Annotated in this window: 17 protein-coding genes, 1 tRNA gene and 1 pseudogene; 6 read left to right on the forward strand and 13 right to left on the reverse strand. The window is 67.7% G+C overall.

The genetic code is table 11. The features are described from left to right. The first annotated feature begins 45 nt into the window (after nucleotides 1-45). From tgt to GFD21_RS10015, 3 genes are all read left to right on the forward strand, one after another. Entirely contained in the window at nucleotides 46-1,350 is a 1,305-nt protein-coding gene (tgt, locus tag GFD21_RS10005; protein ID WP_163197828.1) for a tRNA guanosine(34) transglycosylase Tgt, read from the forward strand. Nucleotides 1,351-1,362: 12 nt separating this feature from the next. Then, nucleotides 1,363-2,109, forward strand: a complete 747-nt coding sequence (locus GFD21_RS10010; protein WP_225431789.1) for a nitroreductase family protein — start codon at nucleotides 1,363-1,365, stop codon at nucleotides 2,107-2,109. 110 nt (nucleotides 2,110-2,219) lie between these two features. After that, nucleotides 2,220-2,305, forward strand: a tRNA-Leu gene (locus tag GFD21_RS10015). 252 nt (nucleotides 2,306-2,557) lie between these two features. Here the strand turns inward: GFD21_RS10015 and GFD21_RS10020 are convergent. Both GFD21_RS10020 and GFD21_RS10025 read right to left on the reverse strand, forming a co-directional pair. Beyond that, a complete protein-coding gene (locus GFD21_RS10020) occupies nucleotides 2,558-2,890 on the reverse strand; it encodes a putative heavy metal-binding protein (protein WP_163197829.1) in 333 nt (110 codons plus the stop codon). 153 nt (nucleotides 2,891-3,043) lie between these two features. Then, entirely contained in the window at nucleotides 3,044-3,967 is a 924-nt protein-coding gene (locus tag GFD21_RS10025) for an aldo/keto reductase (protein WP_163197830.1), read from the reverse strand. A gap of 143 nt (nucleotides 3,968-4,110) precedes the next feature. Here GFD21_RS10025 and GFD21_RS10030 point away from each other — a divergent pair. Continuing rightward, a pseudogene (locus GFD21_RS10030) lies at nucleotides 4,111-4,545 on the forward strand (very short patch repair endonuclease); the annotation flags it as partial. Between the two features lie 570 nt (nucleotides 4,546-5,115). On the opposite strand, the gene msrB reads toward GFD21_RS10030, so the two are convergent. The 4 genes from msrB to GFD21_RS10050 all read right to left on the reverse strand — a co-directional run bounded on the left by msrB (nucleotide 5,116) and on the right by GFD21_RS10050 (nucleotide 11,793). Next, entirely contained in the window at nucleotides 5,116-6,114 is a 999-nt protein-coding gene (msrB, locus tag GFD21_RS10035) for a peptide-methionine (R)-S-oxide reductase MsrB (RefSeq protein ID WP_163197832.1), read from the reverse strand. Nucleotides 6,115-6,124: 10 nt separating this feature from the next. Next, on the reverse strand, nucleotides 6,125-9,049 hold the full coding sequence (locus tag GFD21_RS10040) for a bifunctional lysylphosphatidylglycerol flippase/synthetase MprF (RefSeq protein ID WP_191996930.1): 2,925 nt from the start codon (nucleotides 9,047-9,049) through the stop codon (nucleotides 6,125-6,127). Then, the gene (locus GFD21_RS10045; RefSeq protein ID WP_163197851.1) at nucleotides 9,046-10,605 is read right to left on the reverse strand and encodes an alpha/beta hydrolase-fold protein; all 1,560 of its coding nucleotides are present in this window, start codon (nucleotides 10,603-10,605) and stop codon (nucleotides 9,046-9,048) included. Before GFD21_RS10045 ends, GFD21_RS10040 begins: the two co-directional genes overlap by 4 nt. A gap of 663 nt (nucleotides 10,606-11,268) precedes the next feature. Further along, on the reverse strand, nucleotides 11,269-11,793 hold the full coding sequence (locus tag GFD21_RS10050; protein WP_163197833.1) for an Hsp20/alpha crystallin family protein: 525 nt from the start codon (nucleotides 11,791-11,793) through the stop codon (nucleotides 11,269-11,271). Between the two features lie 308 nt (nucleotides 11,794-12,101). Here GFD21_RS10050 and GFD21_RS10055 point away from each other — a divergent pair, with 308 nt between their 5' ends. Then, nucleotides 12,102-13,085 carry a hypothetical protein gene (locus GFD21_RS10055; protein WP_225431790.1) on the forward strand — a complete coding sequence of 328 codons (984 nt, stop codon included), beginning with the start codon at nucleotides 12,102-12,104 and terminating at the stop codon, nucleotides 13,083-13,085. Between the two features lie 1,039 nt (nucleotides 13,086-14,124). Here the strand turns inward: GFD21_RS10055 and GFD21_RS10060 are convergent. Continuing rightward, complete coding sequence (locus GFD21_RS10060) at nucleotides 14,125-15,048, reverse strand: DMT family transporter (RefSeq protein WP_163197834.1); 924 nt, start codon at nucleotides 15,046-15,048, stop codon at nucleotides 14,125-14,127. Nucleotides 15,049-15,179: 131 nt separating this feature from the next. Between GFD21_RS10060 and GFD21_RS11185 the strand changes: the two genes are divergently transcribed. Then, on the forward strand, nucleotides 15,180-15,599 hold the full coding sequence (locus tag GFD21_RS11185; RefSeq protein ID WP_225431791.1) for a hypothetical protein: 420 nt from the start codon (nucleotides 15,180-15,182) through the stop codon (nucleotides 15,597-15,599). 94 nt (nucleotides 15,600-15,693) lie between these two features. Here GFD21_RS11185 and GFD21_RS10070 read toward each other — a convergent pair whose 3' ends face one another. From GFD21_RS10070 to GFD21_RS10095, 6 genes are all read right to left on the reverse strand, one after another. Continuing rightward, on the reverse strand, nucleotides 15,694-16,884 hold the full coding sequence (locus GFD21_RS10070; RefSeq protein WP_225431792.1) for a toxic anion resistance protein: 1,191 nt from the start codon (nucleotides 16,882-16,884) through the stop codon (nucleotides 15,694-15,696). Nucleotides 16,885-17,092: 208 nt separating this feature from the next. Then, entirely contained in the window at nucleotides 17,093-18,193 is a 1,101-nt protein-coding gene (locus GFD21_RS10075) for a substrate-binding domain-containing protein (protein ID WP_163197835.1), read from the reverse strand. Then, nucleotides 18,190-18,816, reverse strand: a complete 627-nt coding sequence (locus tag GFD21_RS10080) for a hypothetical protein (protein ID WP_225431793.1) — start codon at nucleotides 18,814-18,816, stop codon at nucleotides 18,190-18,192. Before GFD21_RS10080 ends, GFD21_RS10075 begins: the two co-directional genes overlap by 4 nt. Then, complete coding sequence (locus GFD21_RS10085; protein ID WP_163197836.1) at nucleotides 18,816-20,519, reverse strand: vWA domain-containing protein; 1,704 nt, start codon at nucleotides 20,517-20,519, stop codon at nucleotides 18,816-18,818. The genes GFD21_RS10080 and GFD21_RS10085 overlap by 1 nt, the downstream gene beginning before the upstream one ends. Before the next feature lie 96 nt (nucleotides 20,520-20,615). After that, nucleotides 20,616-21,704, reverse strand: a complete 1,089-nt coding sequence (locus GFD21_RS10090) for an alpha/beta fold hydrolase (RefSeq protein ID WP_225431794.1) — start codon at nucleotides 21,702-21,704, stop codon at nucleotides 20,616-20,618. Between the two features lie 44 nt (nucleotides 21,705-21,748). After that, nucleotides 21,749-24,217, reverse strand: coding sequence for a S9 family peptidase (locus GFD21_RS10095; protein ID WP_163197837.1), 2,469 nt, complete (start codon nucleotides 24,215-24,217; stop codon nucleotides 21,749-21,751). Nucleotides 24,218-24,304: the final 87 nt, after the last annotated feature.

Raw genomic sequence — 24,304 nt, forward strand, 5'->3', positions numbered from 1 at the left:
CCACGCGACCGCCGTCAATCCGCTTGTTCGCCTAAAGTGAGCCGTATGACCAACACCCCCGCAATCGACCTCAACGAGCAGCCGCGCGGCGCCGCCCCCGGCAAGCCCGGAGACCGCGCCGCGTTCTCGTTCGAAACCATCACCCGCCTGCCCGACGCGGCCGACGGCAAAGGCAAGGGCGGCGCGCGTTACGGCCGCACCGGCATCATCCACACGCCGCACGGCGACATCCGGACGCCCGCGTTCGTGCCGGTGGGCACGCAGGCCGCGATGAAGGCGGTCCTGCCGGAATCGATGAAGGACCTCGGCGCGCAATGCCTGCTCGCCAACGCGTTCCACCTGTTCGAACGCCCCGGCGAGGACGTGCTCGACGCGGCCGGCGGCCTCGCGAAGTTCATGAACTGGCACGGCCCGACGTTCACCGATTCGGGCGGTTTCCAGGTCATGTCGCTGGGCGTCGGCTTCAAGAAGACACTGGCGATGGACGTGACCGGCATGAAGTCCGACGAGGTCATCGCGGAAGGCAAGGAGCGCCTCGCCTGGGTGGACGAGGACGGCGTGACGTTCAAGTCGCCGCTCAACGGCGACGAGCACCGTTTCTCCGCCGAGATCTCGATGGGCATCCAGCACAAGATCGGCGCGGACATCATGTTCGCGTTCGACGAGCTCACCACGCTGATGAACACGCGCGCCTATCAGGTGGACTCGGTGGAGCGCACGTACCGTTGGGCGAAGCGCTGCGTGGCTGAGCACCAGCGGCTCACGGAAGCGCGACTCGGCAAGCCGTACCAGGCGCTGTACGGCGTGGTGCAGGGCGCGAACTACGAGGATCTGCGCCGGCACGCGGCCGAGCAGATCGCGTCGCTCGACTTCGACGGCGTGGGCATCGGCGGCGCGATCGAGAAGCGCATCATCGGCGAGACGTGCGCGTGGATCTGCGACGCGATGCCTCAGGACCGGCCGCGCCACGTGCTCGGCATCGCGTCCGTGGACGACATCTTCGCGTGCGTGGAGAACGGCGGCGACACGTTCGACTGCGTCGCACCCGCGCGATGCGCCCGCAACGGCGCGATCTTCACGCGCCACGGCCGCTACAACATCAAGCGCGCGCAGCACAAGTTCGACTTCGGCCCCCTGGAGGAGGGGTGCGACTGCTACACGTGCGCGCATTACTCGCGCGCCTACGTGGACCATCTGCTGCGCGCGCACGAATTCACCGGGTTCACGCTCGCCACGATCCACAACGAACGGTTCTTCGTGAAGCTGCTCGACGACATCCGCGCCTCGATCGACGGCGGGTACTTCGAGGAGTTCCGCGACGAATCGCTGGCGCATTTCTACGGCAAGTGACGGGAGCCGATCATGATGAATCTTCTTGAGGCGATCGATGCGCGGCATGCGATCCGCGCGTATACGGACGAGCCGGTGGCGGCGGATACGCTGGCCGCGTTGCAGTCCGACATCGACGCATGCAACGCCGAGAGCGGGCTGCACATCCAGATGGCGTCCGGGCTGGACGACGCGTTCCTTGGACTGAAGACGCACTATGGCCGGTTCAAGGGCGTGCATAATGCGATCGCGCTGATCGGGCGCGCAAGCGGAACGGGCGACGCGGAAGGCACGCCGGTTTCGCCGGCCGCGGCCGCGCTGCAGGAGCGCGTCGGCTACTACGGCGAGCGTCTGGTGCTGCGCGCCGTGCAGTCGGGGCTCGCGACGTCGTGGGCGGTGCTGGACGGCGCGGAGACCGTGCCGGCGGCCGACGCGTGGTGGACGCTGGACGACGGCGAATCCGTGGTGTGGGTCATCGCGTTCGGCCATGGCGCACGCCCGGGCGGGCGGCGCCGGTCCAAGCCGATCGAGGAGCTGGCGAGCGTGGCGGACGGCACTGGGGTCGACGCTTGGCCGGACTGGTTCGTGCACGGTATGGAGGCGGCGATGGCGGCCCCCACGTCGCTCAGCCAGCAGCCGTTCCACTTCACGCTCAACGCGGACGGTTCGGTGACTGCCGAGGCGTTGGACGGCCTGTTCGCGCATGTGGGCCTCGGCTGCGCCAAATACCACTTCGAGGTCGGCGCCGCCCCGCACAAGGTGGAGTGGCGCGCCGCCTAGCGCGCGGCGACCCACATCGCGTCTCGCTTTGGCGCATTCCGCCGCGACACGCCGAAGACATATCCGATTTGCCTCTTTCACGCAGGCAGTGCTAAGTTATCCACTTGTCTGCGAGTGTGGCGGAATGGTAGACGCGCTGTCTTCAGGTGGCAGTGAGTGTATGCTCGTGGGGGTTCAACTCCCCCCACTCGCACCAGCAGGAAAGGGCCGGAACCGAAAGGTTCCGGCCCTTTTGCTTCGCCGGGAAACGAAGCAGCCCCGGGAACCGTTGGGATGCCAACGCTCCGGGGCTGTTCCTCATGCAGCATGACGGCGCGATGAAACGCGGGATGAAACATGCTCCGCAGCCCGGGAACCGCGCCGAATCGAGGTTCCGGAATCCGAGAGCCGAAAGCCCCGGAACCGAACCAATACACACAATGGGCTTACGCCCTCCTGTACAGGACGGTCAGCCCTTGCGCGCGAGCTGCACGGCCGTGCCGGACGCGGTGACCATAAGCATCGAACCGTCGGCGCCGAGCACCTCGTAGTCGATGTCCACGCCGACGACGGCATGGGCCCCGAGCGTCTCCGCACGCTGCTGCATCTCGGCGATCGCCTCGTCGCGCGCCTTCGTCAGCTCCTCCTCATAGCCTTGGCTGCGACCGCCGAACACGTTGCGGAAGCTCGCGCCGATGTCCTTGAACATGTTCACGCCGGCGACGACCTCGCCGAACACGATCCCCTGATATCCGGTGATTGCATAGCCGTCGACCGACGGTGTGGTGGTGACGAGAATCATAACGGCCTCCTTGACGCCATGGATGCGTATCGCGTTTCGCTCACGGCCCGCACGCACCATGCGCATGGGCCGCTTCCTATCCATGCTACCGGCCGTTCGCCGGACGGAACCCGCCGGCCCGCCCAAACCCGACCAAAGCCGCTCGAAAACCGGTCAGATGTTGCCGCGCACGTGCTGGTCGGCCCACGACTGGGAGTGCGTGAACGTGGCGGGATCGGAACTCACATTGGCGTGAGGGTCGTCAAGCGCGTCGATAGCCGCGATTTCGGCGGGCGTCAGGTCGAACCCGGCGCCCGCGGCGGCGCCGGAACCGGCGGCGAGGTTCTCGCGCATGCGTTCGGCGTGCTTCGACTTCGGGATCACGATGCGCCCTTCCTGTGTGTGCCAACGGAGCACGACCTGGCCGGGCGTCACGCCGTGCGCGGCGGCGGCCGCGAGCACCGGCTCGGAGGCGATGTCCTTGCCGTGTCCGAGCGGACTGTACGCCTCGACCGCGATGCCGTGCGCCTTGCAGAACGCGCGCACGCCCGGCTGGTTGAACCGCGGGTGCACCTCGATCTGGTTCACGGCCGGGGTCTCGCCCGAATCCTCGATGATGGCGCGCAGATGCTCCGGAAGGAAGTTGCTCACGCCGGGCACGCGGATCGCGCCCTCGTCGCGCAGACGCAGCAGCGCACGCCATGTCTCGCGGTAGAAACCGGCGGCCGGGAACGGCCAATGGATCAGGTACATGTCGATCACGTCGACGCCGAGCTTGCGCCGTGATTCATCGAAGGCGACACGCGCCGCGTCGTATCCCTGATCGCAGTTGCGCAGTTTCGTGGTCACCCACACCTTGCCGGCCATGCCGGTCGCCCTGAGCGCGTCGCCGACCTGCTGCTCGTTGTAATAGGCGGCGGCCGTGTCGATGTGGCGGTAGCCGATCTCCAGCGCCTCCTCGACGGCGCGCTGCGTGTCCTCGGGCGGGATCTGGAACGTGCCGAATCCGACCTGTGGAATCACCGTATGGTTCGCGTCGTCCAACGTCAGTTCCGGCGACTGTGCCTGTACCTGATTCTGCGCCTGCTGCTCACTCATCGTTTCCCCCATTCCGATGGCGATATGCCATTCACGGCTCATTGTAGTGACGGCGACGAGACTATGGGATCGATGTCACACTCCCCTCTCCCCCGGCTTGCCCCCCCCCGATCTTGGCTGCGCGACGCGTTATCGTGTGTGTCATGACCAGCGGATCGCCCCGACGGAGGCAGGAGAAATACGAGCGCGGCACGCGTTCGTACACGATGTCGCATATCCGCGGCAAGGACACCTCCATCGAGACGATGGTGCGAAGCTACCTGTTCCGACGCGGTCTGCGGTTCCGCAAGAACGACAAGCGGTACCCCGGGCACCCGGATGTGGTGCTGCCGAAATACCGGACCATCGTGTTCGTCAACGGCTGCTTCTGGCATATGCATGAGAACTGCACGAAGCATTCGATGCCGAAGTCGAACGTGGAGTTCTGGACGGCGAAGCTCACCCGCAACCGCGAGCGCGACCGCCGCCAGCACGCCCAGCTCAAGGCGGATGGCTGGCGGGTGATCGACGTGTGGGAATGCGAGCTGGCCAAGGCCACGCGCGAGGAACGCCTGGAACTGTTGTACAGGGAAATCGTCGGAAGGCCCGAAACCGGTACTATGGCCACTACCGAACTCACCGCGTCCGGCGATGGCCTCGTGAGCGTAACGATCTCCACACTGCGACCGGCAAAACCGCTCGACCCGGAACTCTATCGCCACCTGACCAGCTGATTGCTCCATGTGCCAGTCGAGAGAGCAACGTGCGGAGTTTGGGAGCGATGTGCGGAGTTTGGAGGGTAACGTGCGGAGGTACGTCCTGAAGACCCTGAGCAAACAACTGATCGCAGACTGTCGGCACACCTTCACAAGCCCGGAATGACGCCGATTCGGCATGTGACGCAACATATGCCGAATCGGATGTCGCGGGTCTTTTCAAGGTGATACTCCGCACGTTGCATGTGTAAGTCCGCAGCTACGCCCCAAACTCCGCACGTATGAACCGCAATCGCGCAGGAACAAGAAAAACAACCTGAACCATGCAGATTTGCATCCATCGATACGATCCGCAATGGTCCGTCGGCACCGGAAGGACTTCACCATACGAAGGAGTTCGGCGTCCCCCTATCCGGTGAACCGATACGGATGGAGCTCAGGCCATCCGCACCGTCACTCACCGTCGACCATCGGAATCCACTTGGCGTAGCCTTCGGCCTCCATGCGGGAGCGCGGCACGAAGCGCAGCGCGGCGGAATTCATGCAATAGCGCAGGCCGCCGCGCTCGGCCGGGCCGTCCTCGAACACATGGCCGAGATGGATCTGCGTGTCCGCGGTGCGGATCTCGATGCGCGGGCGTCCGGGGACACGGTCGTCGGCATGCTCGGTCAGCGACGACGCCTCGATCGGCTTCGAGAACGCCGGCCAGCCGCAACCCGAATCGAACTTGTCGCGCGAGGAGAACAGCGGCTCGCCGCTCACGATATCCACGTAGATGCCCGGCTCGAACGTGTGGTCGTATTCGTTGACGAACGGGCGCTCGGTGGCGGCGTTCTGCGTCACCGCGAACTGTTCGAGCGTCAGGTCCCAGATCCGCTCCACGTACTTCTGGCGGCGCTTGACGTTCGCGATCGCGGCGAGCGGGATATGGCAGTAGCCGCCGGGATTGTTCACCAGATAATCCTGATGATGCGCCTCCGCCGGGTAGAAGTTGCGCAGCGGCTCGATGAGCACGGCCGGGCGCTGCGGCTGGCGGTCGATCAGCTGCTCGATCGCCGCGATGTAGGTCGACTTCTGCGCATCGGACGTGAAGAACATGCCGGTGCGGTACTGACGGCCGGAATCCTCGCCTTGGCGGTCCACGGAGAACGGGTCGATGACCTCGAGGAACAGCAGCGCAAGCGTACGCAGGCTCACGCGCGACGGGTCGAACTCGACCTTCACGGTCTCGGCGGCGTCGGTCTCCCCCGCGCACACCTGCTCGTAGGTCGGGTTCCCGACGGTGGACTGCGCGTAGCCGACGGTCGTGTCGGTCACGCCGTCCACGTTCTGGAAGTAGCGCTCCAGCCCCCAGAAGCAGCCACCCGCGAAGTAGGCGACGTTCGCGGCGGGAACGGAAGTCTCGCCCGACGCATTCGTCCCGTTGTTCTTGTTCTCGTTCGTATCGGTCATACGCCCCAGACTACTTGCGCAGCGTCCTGAGCATGCCGGCTATCTCGCCGGGCGTGACGGACGGCACGTAGGCGTGCGTGACGGCCAGGCCGATCTGCGCGAGCTTCGCCGAATCCGGATAGCACACGTACACCGGTTCCTCGCTCGGCTGGAACTTGCGTTTGAAGTTGAACAGCGAGTGGAATCCGTACGCGGGTTCCATCCAGTCGGCCACGAGCTGGAGCGCATGCTGCAGCACCTCGATGCCCGGGTCCATGCGCCCGGCACCGCCGGCGCCGCCGTCGACACCATGGCCGTCCACGCCGCCGCCAACGCCGCCGTCAACGCCGGCACCATCAGCACCAGCACCGCGGGCATCGCTCTCGCCGTCCCCGCCGGGGACGGGAACCGTATTGTCCCGTTCCGGGTTCATGCCCGCCAGCGGCGCGGCGGACAGGCTCATGAACTCGACCGCCGATCCGGCCCCGGCATCCACTCCAGCACCAGCACCAGCACCAGTCTCGTCACGCAGCCGTTCCGCCATGCGCGCGATGAGGAACTCCATCACGCCGTTCGGACTGTCCGGACGATGCCTCATGAAATCGAGCGTCCACCCGACGATCCGCCCGTCGCGCCATGTGGGCAGCCAGCTGGTCACGCCGAGCACGCGCCCGTCCGCGTCCACCGCGTACAGCAGCCGCACGCGCGGGTCGCGCAGCTCCTCGACGCCACCCAGCGTGAACTTCATCTCCGGCAACGCCTTGCCCTGCGCCCACTCCTCGGAGATGTCCTCGATCTGCTCGCGCACGTCGAGCGGCGCGTCGAGGAACGTGGAGTACACGTCCACGACGCCCTGCCGCTTCGCCTTGTTGATGGCGGTGCGGATGTCCTGCCATTTCTTGCCGGTGGTCTTCCACCGCCGCGGGTCGACGACCATCTCGCCGCCCACTTCGATCGAATGCCATCCCATCGTGAGCAGGCGATCACGTTGCGCACGATGCACCGCATAGAACGCGGGCGTCAGCGACCGTTCCGCGCAATACCTGGAGAACGCGATCAGATCGTCATCCCACTCGGACGGGTCGCCGAACGGCCCGGTGCAGGTGAGCGCCACGCCGCCCCACACGCGGTACGCGACCGCGGACCGCCCGGAATCGGACATCCAATACTCGTTGCCCTCCCACGTGGTCATGAAGCTCATCGATTCGCCGCCGGCCTCGACGAGCCGTTCCGCACGGGCGCGCGCACGCTCGTCGACCGCGGTCACGTCGCCCATCCACCGCACGACGACCACCAGCACGACGACCCAGAACACGAGCCCCACGCCCTGGTACACGATCGACGCGAGCGGCGTGGCCGGCACGAACGCGAGCCGCACGTGGCTGAGGAACCCGATCGGCAGGAACCGTCCCGGCAGTTCGGCAAGGAGGTCCGCGGCGTCGGCGCGCGGCGCGAAATCGCCCGGGCGCGCGAGACCGTACAGCAGGTACACGGCCGTGCACGCGAGCAGCACGAGCACGCACGCCGCGACGCCGCCGGCCAGGCGCCGCCATCCGACGCGCACCGGGAACCGCCGCATTCCGACGACCAGCGCGACGGCGAACACGAGCGGCGGCAGCGCGTTCGCGATGCATGCGGCGAACGCGCCATGGTCGACGAGCGAGTCGACGCCGTCCGGCGCGAACCGCAGCGGCACGACGAGATAGTAGGCGACCGCGACGCCAGCCGTCACGAGATTGACGGCCACGGAGGCGAGCGCTGCGAACCGGCGGCCGCGGTACAGGCCCCACGCGAGCACGAGCGTGACGGCGGTGGGCAGCAGCGAGCGCAGCACCGCGCCGGGCATCGACGTGCGCAGCAGGTCGAACTGGAGGAAGCAGTCGGTGCGTGCGGAGCCGGCGATGCAGCGGGCGAGCGTCGCGTCGTCGGCCGCGGCGGGGCTCATGATGAGTCCCAGCGTGCTCAACGGCCCGGCGTGCGTGTGCGCGGTGATGGCGAGCACCGGGCCGAGCGCGAGCACGACGGCGATGGCGGCGTAGAGGCGCCGGATCTCGTATGAGGTGCCGCGCAGCCAGTGCCAGCGGGTTTCGGCGGATTCGGTTTCGGCCGGGACACCGGTTGCGGCGCGTGTCGCGTCGAGCGCATCGACGCGCCGTTCGCGTTGATGCATTGCCGCGCCGGCGATGTGTCCGATGACCGCGGCGGCGAGGATGCAGTAGCCGCCGGGATTGCCGCTGTACAGCAGCGTGACCAGGATCGCCACGTAGCCGATGAGACGGATACGCTGCCGCCACAGGTGCGTGCAGTACGCGCTGGCGGCCATCAGCGCGCCGACCGGCAGCGTGAGCGGGCTCAGCACGAACGAGATGCGGTCGACGATGCGGGTGTCGTGCAGCAGCGACCCGGTCGCGGCGCACAGGGCGAGCCCGACGATCACGCCGCCGAGCGCGCATGCGACGGCGATGCGGACCGTGCGCGCGCGGCCCAGCCATCGTTCGGCGAGGGACAGCATGACGAGCCACAGCAGCGCGTCGACGACCAGTTGGATGACGCCGCGCGCGAGGAACAGCGAGCACAGGAGCTTGCCGAGGCTGAACTCGGCCATGCTGGTGTGCAGGCGCAGCGGGAAGTCGAATCCGGTGACGGCCGCCACGATCCACGCGACGAGGTTCACCGCCGTGAACGCGAGGGTCGCGCCGACGGCGAACCGGTGCGCGGCTGCCCATCGCCGCGCGTCGCCGGCGAGCGCGAGCCACGCCCGGGTGTTCCGGCGGGGTTTGCCGGTCTGACGGGGATTACCGGTCTGACGGGATTGCGGTCGGCAGGCCCGGGTGGCCTGGCCTGGGTGGCTGGCTTGGCTAATCTGCGTGGTCCGGCTGGCCTGACCAGTCTGGGTGGCCTGACTTGTCTGGGTAGCCGGGCCTGTCTGGGTGGTCTGCTGGGTCTCTCCGCTCATTGCTGCACCTCCACTTGCGGATACTCCTTGATGCTCTTCGTCATCGCGCCGAGGCCGGTGCGCGCGCCGAACCAGTCGACGCCGGGCCGCCACACGGCCTGCACCGCATGCCAGTCGTGGCCGCGCCCGGGCACGACGATCTCGGTCACGTCGTCCACGCCGGCCTTGCGCGCGGCCGCGGCGATCGTGCGCATGTTGCGCACGGAGTCCTTGTCGCGCTCCCCCGCGCCGGCGAACAACGCGAGGCCGCGCGCCTCGTCGGGGTCGAGCGCGGCGAGCGCGTTGACCGGCACCTGCGCGTCGTAGTCGGCGCGACGGCCGCGGAAGTAGTTCTTCGTCATGTCGGCGACGGAGCCGTTGGTCGGCTTGAGCTCGCCGTCGACGGGCAGCATCACGCCGTACAGCGCCGGGTGGCGGGGCGCGAGCTGCGTCGTGCACGTGCCGCCCTGCGAGAATCCGCCGATCGCCCACATGCGTGGGACGGTCGCGACGGGCAACGTGTGTTTCGTCCACGCGACGACGTCGCGCGTGAGGTACGTTTCCGCGTCGCCCTGACTGGTGTCGGCGCACAGGCTGTTGTGCGTGTCGGCGCCGTTCTGGTCCGGCACGACGACGACCGGCGCGAGACCGTCATGCGCGGCGGCGTACGCGTTCATCATGCGCGCGAGTCCGGCGGCCGCGACCAGCCTCCCCGGGCTGCCCGGCTGCCCGGCGAGCAGCTCCATGACCGGCAGCCGCGGCGGCCGCTTCGCGAGCGCGGCCGGCGGCAGGTACACCATCGCCTTGCGCGCCGCGAAATGGGATTTCGTGTTCGGGATGGTCACGGACAGTATGCGGCCGTGCGCGGGATGGTCCGGCGCGGCGTGGCGCGCGGCGGCGGCGCGCCACTGCGCGACCGTCATCGCCGCGCGGTGAACGGTCACCGAGTCGAGCGACGCGTACGGCGTGTACCCGACGACGCTGCCGACGGTCTGGTATTCGCCGAAGATCGCGTCGACGCGCAGCGCGGTGGCGAGCAGCGTGAGCGGGATAAGGATGACGGCGATCGCGCGCGTGATGCGGCGGGCGGCGACGTGGGGCGCGCGGCGACGGTTCGCGACGACGATCGCGGCCGCGATCGCGCCGAGACCGGCGAATCCGCACGCGACGGTGATGATGACCGGCCAGCCGAGCGAAACGCCGAACACCATGATGCCGTCGGACAGGAACCAGGCGAGCAGCAGGCCGATGAGGCCGGCGGCGAGCGCGGCGGCGGGGACGGCCGCGATGGCCCGAATGGGGCGGAATGCGGGCGCGGGGGTTGGGGAGGATGCGGGGGTTGCGGCGGCGGTGCGGTGGGCGACGCCGGCACGGCGGGCGGCACCGGCGGAATCCACGGAATCGATGGAGCCGGGGCGCTCGGCGCCGCCGGCGGAATCCGCGGGATTGCCGGAAGTCGGGCGGGAAGTCGGGCGGAAGAGCGCGATGACCAGTGATATGACGAGCGCGACCGCGGCGCATGCGGCGAGCGCGAACACGGTCCGCGGCAACACGCCCCGGACCAGCGACACCTGCATCAGCCATGCCGACGCGGCCGTATCCGATGCTGAGACCGAAGCAGAACCCATCTCGATCATCCCCATGACATACTCCACAATGCGCACGTAAGACTAACGCGCATTTCAGGAAGGGCCGAGAAAACTCATGCATTTCACCGACGGTTCCCATGAATCCTTCAGGCTGGGCCGTGAAGCAAACGCCTCCGGCGTTTGCAGGCGAAGGCGAACGACGGCAAGCAGACGTATTGTCCAGATGCATTGTCCAAATCAAATGCATTGTCGGCCGAAGTTCGCCCGCAATTGCGTAGAAGCCGTCGGCGGAGCCGACTGGCCGACTGGGCGGATTGTCGGCGGAGAGGGCCGATACACAAAAAGGGCCGGTGCATCGGGGATGATTCCCGATGCACCGGCCCTTCATAGGCTTGGCTTGTTTCCCGTCGCCCGTCTACTCAATCCCGTGGAAGGGGACGTATGGGACGGACGACGCGCCACAGTCGCATGGCGTACCTCCGAGAAGCGCGCCGGTCCCGCCATTGCGAGTCAAGGTGTCCACCTCACGGCTCGCCTCCGGCCCAGCAATTACGGACCGGCCTACGGCCGGAACCAGACCTGCCTTCGCCCGGCTTCCGCCTTGCTCAGGCTGAGCCTACAGACAGCCCACCGGGCTGTCTGCTTAACGGCTCAGCCCTCGATCGCGATCTGGTGCTTGGACTCGACCTGCGGCTGGGCCTGCATCTTCGGAACCTGGATGCACAGCGTGCCGTTGTTGTAGCTGGCGTGGATGTCGGACTCCTTCACCTCGTCGCCCACGTAGAAGCTGCGAGAGCAGGAACCCATGTAACGTTCGCGACGCAGCCAACGACCGGACTCGTCCGAGCCGCAGGCGCACTTGTCACCGGACTGGGCCGAGGCGTCCGCGGACTCCGGAGCCTTGTCCTCATGCTCGCTGGAACGCGAGGCGGACACGGTCAGATAGCCGTTGTTGAGCTCGAGCTTGATGTCGTCCTTCTTGAAGCCCGGCATATCGATGTCCACGTCGTAGCCCTTGTCGGTCTCACGCACATCCGTGGTCATCATGTTCGCCATCGTGTTCGCCGGCATCATGGAGCCCATCTGGCTGTCCATGTTGCGCCAACCCTCGAAGAACGGATCGTCGAACAGATCGGAGAACATCGTGTCATTCATCAAAGCCGGAAACATTGCCATAATCGGTACTCCTTAATCAAGGAGGGAACGCGGCTTGGCTACCGTTCCGGCCGCCGCCCTACCGCAGGCGGCAACCCCGAACGGATATCGTGGCCGGTTCCGGAACCCCTCCCGGGGCTCTCACCTTCGCCTTTCACTTCACCCAATTCCCTGCGACGCGAATCATTCCCCGGTTTTACCCACAGTGAACACGCCCGGAATCGGAAGTGTTATCCACATTGCCCTTGCGGGCTTCCCCTTGCCGACGGGCACGCGCTACGGTGGCCGTCAACCCGCATCGACGACGACAGGAAGACAAGGAACGGATCATGAACACCCCCACGACCGACGATTTCGAATGGCCTCCCGTCCCCATGGCATCTCCCGCGGCAGCCCCCGTGGCAGCGGAATCGCCGTCGATGGGCGAGTCCCTCGCGCAGCGGCGACGCGACGTCGCACAGCGTTGCACCGAAGCCGCACGACGATTCCGAAAACGACTGATGTTCGGCATGACGACCTCGCTCGCACTGCAGTCCGTGCCGATCCCCGCGGACTGTTCCCTGGACACGCAGGTCCTGCACACCGTATCCAGCACGAAAGCCAAACGCATCCGTCCAAGGTCGTCATCGATACACGCGCACACGTGGGCCGCGCTGATCGGAGCCGACAACATCCGCGTCAACCAATGGGTGCATGCACTCGACCTGTTCCACACGTGGGCGCAGCTGGCCCCGTACATGCCGCTGCCCTCGCTCATCGCCTTGGGCGACGCCGTCATCGCGGCCATCGGCGACAACCCGGGGCTCGCCAACGACCGCGATCCCCTCGCCATTCATACCGATTTCCTGCGGTTCGCCAGGACGCTGCCACGATTCAACGGCAAATCGAAATGCCTCCGCGCGTCGGGATTCATCCGCCCCAATGTCGATTCCCTGCAGGAGTCGGCATGCCGGTTGATGCTGCTCGCCCACGGCATTCCCGAACCCGTGACCAACCACACGGTACCTGGCATGAGGTTCCGCTCCGGCGCATCGATGACATTGGACCTCGCATGGCCGGATTTCCGTGTGGCCCTGGAATACGACGGAGACCACCATCGCACGGATAAAACACAATGGCGGCGCGACCAGGAGAAGCGCGACCGGCTGCGCAACGACGGCTGGATCATCTCCACCGCCACGGGCGCGACGCTGTCCAGCACATCGGCGCGCGACGACGCCGCGTTCGCGGTGGCACGCCAGCTGGCCGGACGCGGAGCCGATTTCACCTTCCACGTGTTGGAGCGCCCCATCGAGCGGCTGACGGCACGGTAGGGGAAAAGAAGAAGACATGATGGACGCAGAGCCCCTGACCACAGGCACGCGGCCGTTCGCCAACAACGCACTCCCCCGTTCGCGTGCAGGCACGCGCCCCGATGACGGGCAGACACGCCCCTGTTCAGACAGGACGCATCCCGGTCCACCGACGGGCGCACCCCTGACCGTCTGCAGGCGCCCCCTGTCCCGGCGCATGCGACCGGCAATGGATATGGGGGCACACCAGTGTGCCACCGTATGCGTCCAAGCGATGTTCGGCCAATGTCCGGCGTAATACCGCGCCCCCGCTCAGCACCCAGACAATATCGGGGATACAGGGGCACAATATCGGGGATACAGGGGCACAATATCGCACCCCCGTTTGGTATGCCGGCAATATTGGGAGCACAGGGGCACGGCCTTGTGCCCCTGTAATGAAAAACATGAAGAAATCCAGAACAGGGGTACAATCCCATATCTCACAATCCTTGGAAAATGGCCATTCTTGTCAAGAGACTTGCATAGCGGCCATCATGGCCCGCGCCCCCGTTATCCCCAAACACATGCCGAGGCACATCAGGGGCACATTATCGTGCCACAGCTTGCCAAAAGCGAGGCCCGAGAGGATCAGGGGACACAGCAAGTCCCAGAGACGCGGCATCCAGGGTCATGGCCGCCCCCGATCGTGTGAGGCTGGACGAATGAAAGGAACAGCATCCAGCACTGCATGCCCTCGGCTTCCGCAACCTCGACAACTACATCGCCCGAGCCTGCTCCGCACAGGCGGATTCGGACAAGCCATCCAAATCCACCTCTAATCGTCATCCCCGCACCGCAAAATGCGAAGACCCCGAAAACCGACGTCGTACAGGGGTACGGCTTCGTATCCATAGGTGCCACGACAAACGGGGTTCCGCCGATTGCACATGGTCATGCGAAACGGAATACAGCGGCCGGGCATACCCCTTGTGGCATGCGGGTCCTTTTCTCCGGCCGATCCCCAGCCCGGACGATACGGCGTTCCGCCGAGCCGGAAGCGTGATCCCGCACGGCCGGCTCAACGCACGAGGAAGACCATGGCGAGGATCATCACGAAGCCCACCAGGTCGGTGGGGGTGAACACGGCGCCGAGGCACAGCACCGAGGAGACGGTGGCGGCGATCGGCTCGCTGGTGCCGAGCATCGTGGCGCGCATCGCCCCCACGCGCATCACGCCGGCGAGGAACAGCCCGAACGCCCCGAACGTGCCGAGCGCCACGGTGAACGCCATCAGCGCCCAGCCGAGCCCGTCGAACACGGGCGGGTTCGACCACGGCCGCACGATGGGCAGCAGCACCAGCCCGGAGATCACGAACATGATGCCGTTGACCATCATGTTGCCCCACCGCTGCACGAGCCGGACCGGCAGGATCGACATCGCGCCGGTGGCGGCCGCGTTGACGAGACCCCATACCAGGCCCATCGCCGGCAGCTTCAGCGAAGACGGGTCTCCGCCGGTGGCGATGAGCGCGGTGCCGCCGAAGGCGAGCACCACGCCGATCCCCTCGCGCAGCCCCGGCAGGCGCCGGCCGCGGATGCAGACGAACGCGAGCACGAACAGCAGGTTGAGCGCCTGCAGCACGGTGGCGGTTCCGGCGTTCGTCCAGTTGATGGACGACAGGTAGGCGACCTGCACGGCGGTGACGCACACCAGCGCGCATACGAGATAATGCAGGTAGTTGCCGCGGTCGCGCAACGCGCCCGCGAACAGTTTCGGCGAGCGCACGCCCGCCACGATGAGGAACAGCACGCCGGCGAGGAGTTCGCGCACGCAGGCGAGCCACAACGGGCCGACATGGTATGCGCCCATGAGCACCTTCGACACGGTGGCGTTGCAACCCCACAGCACGCCTCCGAACAGGACCAGTCCGGCGCCGATCAGGATGTCGCGCGGCGTGCGTTCGAATGTGGGGGCGTTCCTCCCCTGCCTCTTCTCGCTCATACGCCCAGTATGGCACTGCGGGAATCACGCGGCGGGCGCCCGGCGGGGCGGGGCGGGAAGCAGAGCGCGCGGCGACGAGCGAGCCGGAGGGCGGTACGCGCGTCGCCGCGGACCGCATTAAGCTGGACGCCATGAGCGAAGCACATGACGCCGCCCCCCGGGACACGGGCGCCCGGAGCGGGACCGACCGCACCGCCGGCACCACCGCAGCCGGTCACGCCACCGCCCGGCCCAAGGCGGCGGCCGACAACATCAGAAGCGCCAAAAGCACCGGGAGCGACGAAGGACGCAAGGACGGTCTCGGCGCGGTGAGCGCGAAATCGCGCACGGCGATGATCGTCGCGGGCGTGGCGATCGCGGCGTTCGCGTTCCTTGCGCTCGGGTTCGCGGTGAACTGGGGGTTGGCGGCGATCTTCGCGATCATCATGGTGCCGGGCGCGATCTCGACGGCGATCATCGCGCGTCACCCGGAGAAGACGGGCGGGCGCAGCATGCTCGGCGTCTCGAATCCGGACACGCTGCTCGAACCGTTCACCGGCAAGCGGAAGTAGGCGCGGCGATCCGTGTCCTGATCCGGCCGACCGGGCCGGATCAGGACACCCAACCGGCCGGATCACGCCCAGGCCACGCCAACTCGCGCCCGGGTCACATGGACTGGGCGTTCTCGATGAGGGCGTTCTTGAGGTCGGATTCGATCTGACGCATCTTGACCTGGGCGGCCTCGCGGTTCGCCTTGCCCTGGCGCTGGATCTGCACGGTCTCCTTGAGCGTGGCGATGAGCTCGCTGTTGATCTTCTCCAGCGTCTCGATCTCCACCACGGACCGCTGGTTCGCCTTCTCCGCGTCCACGGCGCCCTTGTGCAGGGCGGCCGCGTTGCGTTGCAGCAGCTTGTTGGTCACGTCGTCGGCCTTGTTCTGCAGGTCGAGCGCCTTGCGCTGGTTGGACAGGCCGAGCGCGATCACCATCTGCGACTTCCACACGGGGATCGTGGTGGAGATGGTCGTGTCGATCTTGTCGACGATGGTCTGGTCGGCGTTCTGGATGATCTTGATCTGCGGCGCGGTCTGCAGCGTGACCACGGAGATGCGGTCGAGGTCGTCGAGGCGCTTCTCGAAGCGGTCGAGCTTCGACTTGAAGTCCTTGAGCAGCTGCGCCTGCATCGGGTCGCCGCTCTTCGCGGCCTCGGCCTCGAGCCCGGGCAGCTGCTGCGCGCGGAAGTCGGCGAGCGCCTTCTTGCCGGCGAGGACCGTCATGCGCAGTTCGCGGTACTGCTGCGCGTTCTGCTCGTACATCGTGTTGTACATGGAGATGTCGGCGACGAGGCGCGACTGGGCGGCCTCGAGCTTGATGATGATCTCGTCGATCTGCGCGTCGACCTTCTGGTAGCGGCGGCGCAGCTTGTCGATCGAGACGGCCACCTGGCCGAGGATCGGCACCTTGCGAAAGCCCCCGAGGTCGGCCTCGTCGATGGTGACGAGCATCGTGCTGAGCAGTTCGCCCGCCTCGCCGGTGTCCTTGGAACGGGTGTCGGAGAGGATCTCGTCGGCGAAGGTGCTGGTGGCGCGTTGCGCGTCCTTGCCGTAGGTGGATTCGATGCCGTCGCGCATGAAGTCGATCTGGTCGGCCATCTGCACGACCGCCTGCTGGTCGGCTGCGGGCAGTTTGGCGATCTGCTGGTCCGGGGTGAGGCTTGCCGCGTCGGCGACGGCCTGTGCGGCGGTGGGCACGAGCGCGCCGTTCGCGGCGGCGTCCCCGGCGCCGTTCAGTCCGGCGAGGGCGGGGTTGGTGACGGCGTTGCCGCCGGCGAGGTCGGCGAGCGAGATCTGTTTGGCCATGATGGTTACCTGTGGGTCCTTTCGTATGGTGCTGGTGGTGCGGTCAGTGCGGGCGTGTGGTGCGGTTCCGTGTCGGATGCCGGGATGCGGGGTGTCGGGGGCAGCGTCACTGCGGCTTGACCGTGGACCGGCCTCCGGCCGGCGTTACTCATGCTTCACGGCTGCCGCCGTTCAGTGAAACCTACGGACAGCCCGCCGGGCTGTCCGCTCACGGTTTCACTCCTTTGAGCGCCTCGATCAGCTCCTGCATGGCTTTGTTGCCGGGCAGTTCGGAGACGGCGGGGATCTGGTCGAGCGTGCCGTTGACCTTGAAGCGTGCGATCGAGTCGGTGCCGGAGAAGTTCGCGGCGCGGAAGCCGTGGCGCTCCCAGGCGAGCTTCTGGATCTTCGGGGATTTGAGCACGGCGAGCAGCTTTTCGCCCTTCTTGTCGAGGGCCATGAGCGTGTGCGTGCTCCACACCGTCGGCGTCGGGTAGACGATGACCACGTCGTCGCGGATCTGCTTGAACGCGTCCGGCTGGTTGGCGGCGAGGTCGAGGATCTGCGATTCGTAGCCGACCATCATCGGCTTGGAGCCGACGCCGAGCGTGAGGAACTGGTTGAACGCGTCCTCGGAGGAGGTCTCCATCCATCCGGATTTCGCGAAGATCGACTTGATGGTCTCCTTGTCGCGGTCGAGCGAATCGGTGGTGGCGGGCTGGCCGCCGTTGAGCACGGTGGCGATGAGCGCCGCGTACTCGTTGCCGGAGTTCGACTGCACGGGGTCGGTGGAGTCGATGCGGAACTGGCCGTAGCCGGCCGTGTAGCCGACGTCGGCCCAGGTCTTGTCGTTCACCATCGCGTCCACGGCCTTGGACATGTCCATCGAGTAGACGCCGTCCTTGCCTTTGCTCATGAGCCCGCCGGAGACGAGCCCGTCGGCGACGGCCTTGTGTGTGTACAGCACGATGGGCGAGTTGAACACGATGTCGCTCTGCGTGGCCTTGACGCCCTGCGCCTTGCCGTATTCGACGGCGGCGCGCGAGGAGGGGAACAGGTAGTCCATGCCCTTCGCGTCGGCGGTCATCATCGCGAGGCTGCCGGCCTTGCGGTAGTCGACGTCGAGCCCCTGCGCGGCGGCGGCCTTCCTGAAGGCGGCGTCGTCGAACAGTCCGATCTTCTCGCCGCCGAGGTAGCCGTTGACGTGCACTGTCTCGACGGGCGCGGCCGGCTTGGGCTGCGCCTGCCGCCAGACGAGCGTGCCGCCGACGATGGCGACGATCGCGAGCAGCGCCACCAATCCGATGATCTTCGATTTCGACAGTTTCATTGCTTTGACTCCGTTTCGGTCTGGTAGCCGTCCATGCGCGCGAGCCGCTGGATCGCGTCGGAGTCGGCGGCGATGCCGAGCGTCTTCGCGCTGACCGCGCGGCTCAGCTCGCCGGCGGCGGTCCGTTCGAGCACCTGCAGCGCCTCGATGGTCTCGCCGCGCGCCTTCGCCGCCTGGTCGTGCGCGCCGGACGATTCGACGTCCACGTAGGAGCGCAGCAGTTTCTCGGTCTGCTCGCCGTAGACGGTGATGTAGTGGCGCAGCGTCGGGTACGCGGACGTGTCCTTCGCGACGTAGTCGACGAGGCTGCGCGTCGCCTCGATGAAATCGTCGGCCTCGCGCCTCACGCCCTCGTCATGCACCTGCCGGGCGAGCATCGCGATCGAGTTGAGGCGCGAGTTGGCGGCGTCGATGGCGTCGGCGGCCTTCTGCCCGTTGGGCAGCGCGCTGGCGAGCATGTGCCCGATGCGGCGTTCCGGCTCGGTGAGCGTCGATCCGGCCACATAGCCGAGCGCGGCGAGCGCGAGCGAGACGCCAAGGCCGACGAACCCGCCGCCGGCCACGGCGAAGCCGAGCGCGGCGAGCAGCCCGCCGGCGACGATTCCGCAGATGATCTGGAGCATCAGTTGAATCCCTTGACGGTGCGGAAGACGGTGGCGAGGTCGCCGGTGCGCCCGTCGAACACCTTCGCGTTGGACATCTTCGCGATCGGATCGAGCTGCGAGGAGTCGGCGTCGCCGAACATGATCGGGAAGATCGGCACGTCGAGGCCCTGGTCCTTGTATTGGGCGAGCGCGCCGTCGCGGTTGTCGACCTGGGAGCGGCCGTCGGTCATGAGCACGATGGCGACGGTGTAGTCGCCCTTCCGGTCGGCGCCGGGCAGCTGCTTGTACGCGGATTCGAGGCCCGCGTAGATGTCGGTGCCGCCGCTCGCGTCGGTCGCGTCGGCCGTGTGGAGCAGGTCGCCGGTGTTCTGCCCGTCGGCGCGGATCGGATCGTGCGGCAGGCTTTCGAACGGGATGAGGATGTTCACGTCGTGGGAGCCGGGCTGGATGCGCGTCTTGGCGGCCTCGGCCGGGTCGAGCGCGGCGTTCAGGCCCTTGACGACGCCCTTCTTGCCGTCGCCGTCCATCGAACCGGAGTAGTCGACGACCCACACGGTCCAGCTGGGCTTGCGCAGTTCGGTCTGGTAGACGTCGAGCGCCTTGGTGATGGTCTTGGCGGCCGGCATCGGGATGGTCTTGAGCGTGGACGGCGCGGTGTCGATGCCCCATTCGGCGCGGAACGCCTGCTTGACCTTGCTGTCGGAGGCGTAGGTGAGCGCGCCGCCGAGCCCGGTGCGGCGGCCGGCGCGTTCGAATTCGATCTTCGACGCCTTGGAGTGCAGCGCCTTGGCGAACGCGTCGTAGGCCTTGCGCTTGCCGGAGGCCTGGCCGCGGTCCACGTAGCCGAGCGGCGAATCGGACACGGCGATGCCGTCGGACGGGTAGATGGCGACGAGCGGGTCGTGGCCGTTCTTCACGAGCGTCTTGTCCGCCTGGATGACGAGCGACTCGTAGTTGACCATCGAGTCGAAGCGGTCGGGGTTCTTCACGACCATGTCCTTGAGCCAGTCGGAGGAGCCGGAGGAGCGGTCCACGCCCTTGAGCAGCTGCGCGACGGATGCGGTGAGCGTGCCGTCGGCGAGGTCGGATTCGGCGAGCGGGCCGTCGCCGCCGCGCAGGGCGGTCATGAACGCGAGGTAGGCGCTGGCGCCGGAGTTCGACTGGGTGGCGGAGGTCATCGAGAACTTGAGGTCGCCGCTTTGCACCTTGGCGAGCACGTCGGCGGTGGAGACCGGCTTGGTCTTGCCGGAGGGGTCCGCCCAGCCGAGCTGCACGGCCTTCGATTTGGCGATGCCGAACACGACCGGCGTGGTGGAGGTGCTCTGCGCGTCCTTGACGAGGTGCTTCACGTCGCCCATCGAGATCCACATCGACGAGGCGGGCCAGACGGCGTCGTATTCGGCCGCGCCGGATTCGAGCGCGTTCATGATGTCGAGCGAGCCCATGTAGTCCATCGTCACGGTCACGCCGGAGGCGTCGGCGGCCTGCTGGATCGCGGCCGCGACCTCCTTGTTCTCCGAGCCGGAGGCGATGCGGATGTCGCCGGACGAGCCGGAGGCCGGCGTGAAGGTCTGCGTGGTGCCGCCGTCGGATGAGGTGGAGGTGCCGGCCCCCTTCGCCCCGTTGCCGCCCGACGCGCATCCGGTGAGCATCATGGCGGCGGCGCATACCACCGCGGCCGCCGCGGCAATCCGACGATGGAGGCTGACGTTCGTTCTCATGGTTCCATTGTCGAACGCGTCTCTGTCATCGCCGGGACCGCCAAGCGACATACAGGTGAACTCTGGATGAAAAACTACACCCGGCTACGTAGCCGCCTATTCCTCGGCGAGCACCTTGTCGGCGTAGAAGGCGAGGATCCGCTCCAGGTACGGCCCGTAGACCCCGTTCGGCATCGAGAACACCTCGTGCTCCGAATCGGGCAGGTGCACGAGCGTCGCCTGGCCGGAGCCGTCCTTGACACGGCGCACGAACTCGGTCTGCGGCTGGTTGCGCACCCAGATGTCGTGCCCGCACTGGAACAGCAGGATCGGCGTCTCGATCTCGGCGCACGCGGCCGGGCTGAGCACGGCGCGGTTCATGCGCATCGCCTGGCGCACCCATTCGAACGAGGCGCAGTACGTCCGGTATTCGGGGTTGTCGCAGCGCAGCTGGTGGTACCAGCGTTCGCGCGGCTCGCTGGACAGCTGGTAGGAGCTCAGGTCGAGCACGCCGTCGAAGTCCTTCTGCCCGAACACGCGGCGGCGGCCCAGCCCGCACGCGCACAGCGTGCCGACGAGCGCGCGCGTGAGCCACATCGGCATGCCGGTCTGCGGCGCGATCATCGGCGCGGACAGCACGGCGCGGTCGAACAGCGAGGGGTAGCGTTCCAGCACGGCCGCGCCGATGCCGCCGCCCATCGAATGGCAGAACAGGTTGAGCGGGCGGCCGTCCGCGTACGACTGGCCGATCGTCTCGGCGAAGCCGGCGAGGTCGGCGACATAGCGGCGCCAGTCGTCGATCCACACCAGGCACGGGTTGTCGACGTCGCGCGCCGACTTGCCGTGCCCGCGATGGTCCAGCACGCACACCGAATAGCCGGCGAGCAGGAAGTACCAGACGAGCTCGTCGTATTTCTCGGCGAACTCGGTGAACCCGTGGCTGATCACGATGGCGCCGCGGAAGGCCGCGGTGGCGCCGTTCTCGCGCTCCGCGTCGAACTTGGCCGCGTCATAGCACAGGTAGTGCAGCTGGCCGCCGCGGCCGCCGGTGTCCATCCGGCCGGGCAGAGGTTCGAGCCCGGCGGCCTTCTCGGCGGCCGACGGGTCGAACCAGCCCTCGTCGCGACAGGCCTCCAATGCGGGGATCACGGTCCCGCGCATCGTTTCGGCGTACCTGCCTTCGTCGATCATGTTCAGCTGCGTCATGCGCCCATCCTACCCATCGCCGCGCATCATCCCCACGCGCCGTTTCAGTGCGTCTCCGGCACGTTCCGCAACGCGTCCCTGAGGAAGTCGCGCTGCAGCGTGAGCAGGTTCTCGGCGACGGTCTCGTCGTTGGTCATGTGGGTGATGCCCGTGAGCGGCAGGAACGTGTGCGGGCGCCCGGCGGCCATGAGCGCCCGGGACAGGCGCAGGCTGTGGGCGATGGTCACGTTGTCGTCGGCGAACCCGTGGATGATCATGAGCGGCCGGCTCAGCTTCGGCGCGTCCGCGATGATCGAGTTGCGCTCGTAGACCGCCGGGTCGAGGCCGAGGTAGCGCTCGGTGTAGTGGGTGTCGTAGAGCGTCCAGTCGGTGGGCGGCGCGCCGGCGCAGGCGGCGGCGAACACGTCGGGCGCGTCGAGCACGGCGAGCGCGGAGAGGAAGCCGCCGTACGACCAGCCGATCATCGCGACCCTGTCGAGGTCCGGAGCGGGAATCGGCGCGGCGTGGCCCGTCTGCCGCGCGTCGTTCAGCGCGGCGACGGCGTCGGGCAGGGCGCGCACGGCCTCGACCTGGTCGGCGAGGGTCACGTCCTTCATGTCCTCGAAGATCTCGCGGTCCCAGCGCGGCCCGCGGCCGGTGGTGCCGCGGCCGTCCGCGGTGACGACGAGGAAGCCCTGGTCGGCCCACCACTGCGCGTCCCAGTAGTAGGACTGCGCGGCGGCGACCTGCTGGTGGCCGGGCCCGCCGTACGGTTTCATGAGCACGGGCAGCCTTTCGGCGCGCGCGTACGGGCTCCCGGCACTCGGCGCGACGATGGCCGTGTACAGGCGGTGCCCGCCGAGGCGCGTGAACGTCACGTTCGGCGCGAACCCGGGTTCGGCGGCGTGGTTCGCGATGGTCGCGGCGGGCGCATGCCCCTCCTCATCGACCTGCGTGACCAGTGAGTGCTCCATCGTGACGCCGGCGGCGTCCATGGAGCGGCCGGAGACGACGATGCCGTCGCCCGCGCGCGACGCGGTCCACACGCCGGGGCGGGACGTGACCGGCGTGACCGTGCCGTCGTAGCCGAGGCTCACCACGTCGAAGCTGCGGGCGTCGTGCGCACCGACGCGCGATTCGTCGGCGGCGGACACCGCGCCGCCGCCGTGTCCCGCTTCCGCGGCCACGCGCCACTCCCGCGGCTCGTCGGGCGCGAGGTCGGGTTCGCGCTGCACGACGGCGAGCACGTCCGCGTCGGTCACGTCGAGCACGTGGCGCACGTTCCAGCCGGCCGGCGTGAACGCGCGTCCGTCGACGGTGAGGCGGTTCGTGTCCGCGTCCATGTCGTTGAGCGCGCACACGAGACGGCCGTCGGGCGTGAGCGCGGGCGTGCCGGAGACCAGGTCGATCCATTGGTCGTTGTGATGCTCCTCGAGCACCCGCGGCAGGCCGTACCGGCGTTCGTCGGTCGCGACCTGCAGCACCTGGTCGTTGCGCTGGAGACGGTCCTGCACGAGGACGAGCGGATCGTGGCCCTCCGTCCAGTGCACGGCGGCCACGTATTCGTACGCCTCGCGGTCCCACTCGACGTCGGCGTTCGCGGTGATGCCGCGGTAGCGCAGGGTCGCCGGGTCGAAGTCGAGCGTGATGAGGGTGAGGTACACGTCCGCGTTGCGGGTGAGCGCGCGCGGGTAGCGGCGGCCGGCCGCCGGCCTCTCCGGATCGGCCGGGTCGGAGATGAACCACGTGGGTTCGTCGGCGGTGTCGAAGGACTCGAAGAGCACGTGGCGGGAGTCAGGCGCCCACCAGAAGCCGTCGTAGCGGTCCATCTCCTCGCCGGCGGCGAATTCGGCGAGGCCGATCCGCCACGTGTTCTCGGCCGGGTTGCCGTCCTCGTCCTCGACGGACACGCCGTAGACGGCGGTCACGCGGTCGTCGAGCGGGTCGACGCCCTCGACGTCGCGGGGCCAGTCGCCGATGTCGACGAGCATGAGACGTTCGCCGGTGGTGTACAGCACGTGGTCGCCGTCCGGGCTGATGCGCGGGTTGAGGACCGGCGTGTACATGGCCGGATCCTCGTCGAGCCATGCGCCGGCGAGCTCGCGGGTCTCGACGATCGGACCGGCGGCCGGGGTTCCGTCCTCCGTACCGTCGTCCCACGCGATCTCGGTGAGGTACAGGCGGCCGTTGATGGTGAAGACGACGCGGTCGCCCTCGGCGCACGCCGAGTAGGAGACGATGCCGGCGCCGCCCTCGCGGGCGCGTTCGCGGCGGGCCTTCTCCTCGGCGGGCACGTCCTCGCTGTCCGCATGGTCGCCGAGCAGGTCGCGCGGGTCGGCGAGCTTCGTCTCGTGGTGGCCGCCGGCCTCGTCGAACCAGCTGAGCCACAGGGCGGTCACCAGGTCCTCGGGGCCGTCCGAACGCAGGAACAGGGCCAGGGAACCGTCGCCGATCGCCTGGGCGGAACGCGGTGCACCGCAGGTGAACCGCAACGTGCGCGCCTTCGCGCGGGGGAAATCATCGATGTTGTTCATGACGACCACGATACCCAGCCTCATCACCGGTGCGGCCGAGTGGGGGATGCACCCTAAAACGGGAGCGCCATTGCGCCGACGCGCCGC

The sequence above is a fragment of the Bifidobacterium platyrrhinorum genome (genome assembly GCF_010667645.1).
Taxonomy (GTDB): domain Bacteria; phylum Actinomycetota; class Actinomycetes; order Actinomycetales; family Bifidobacteriaceae; genus Bifidobacterium; species Bifidobacterium platyrrhinorum.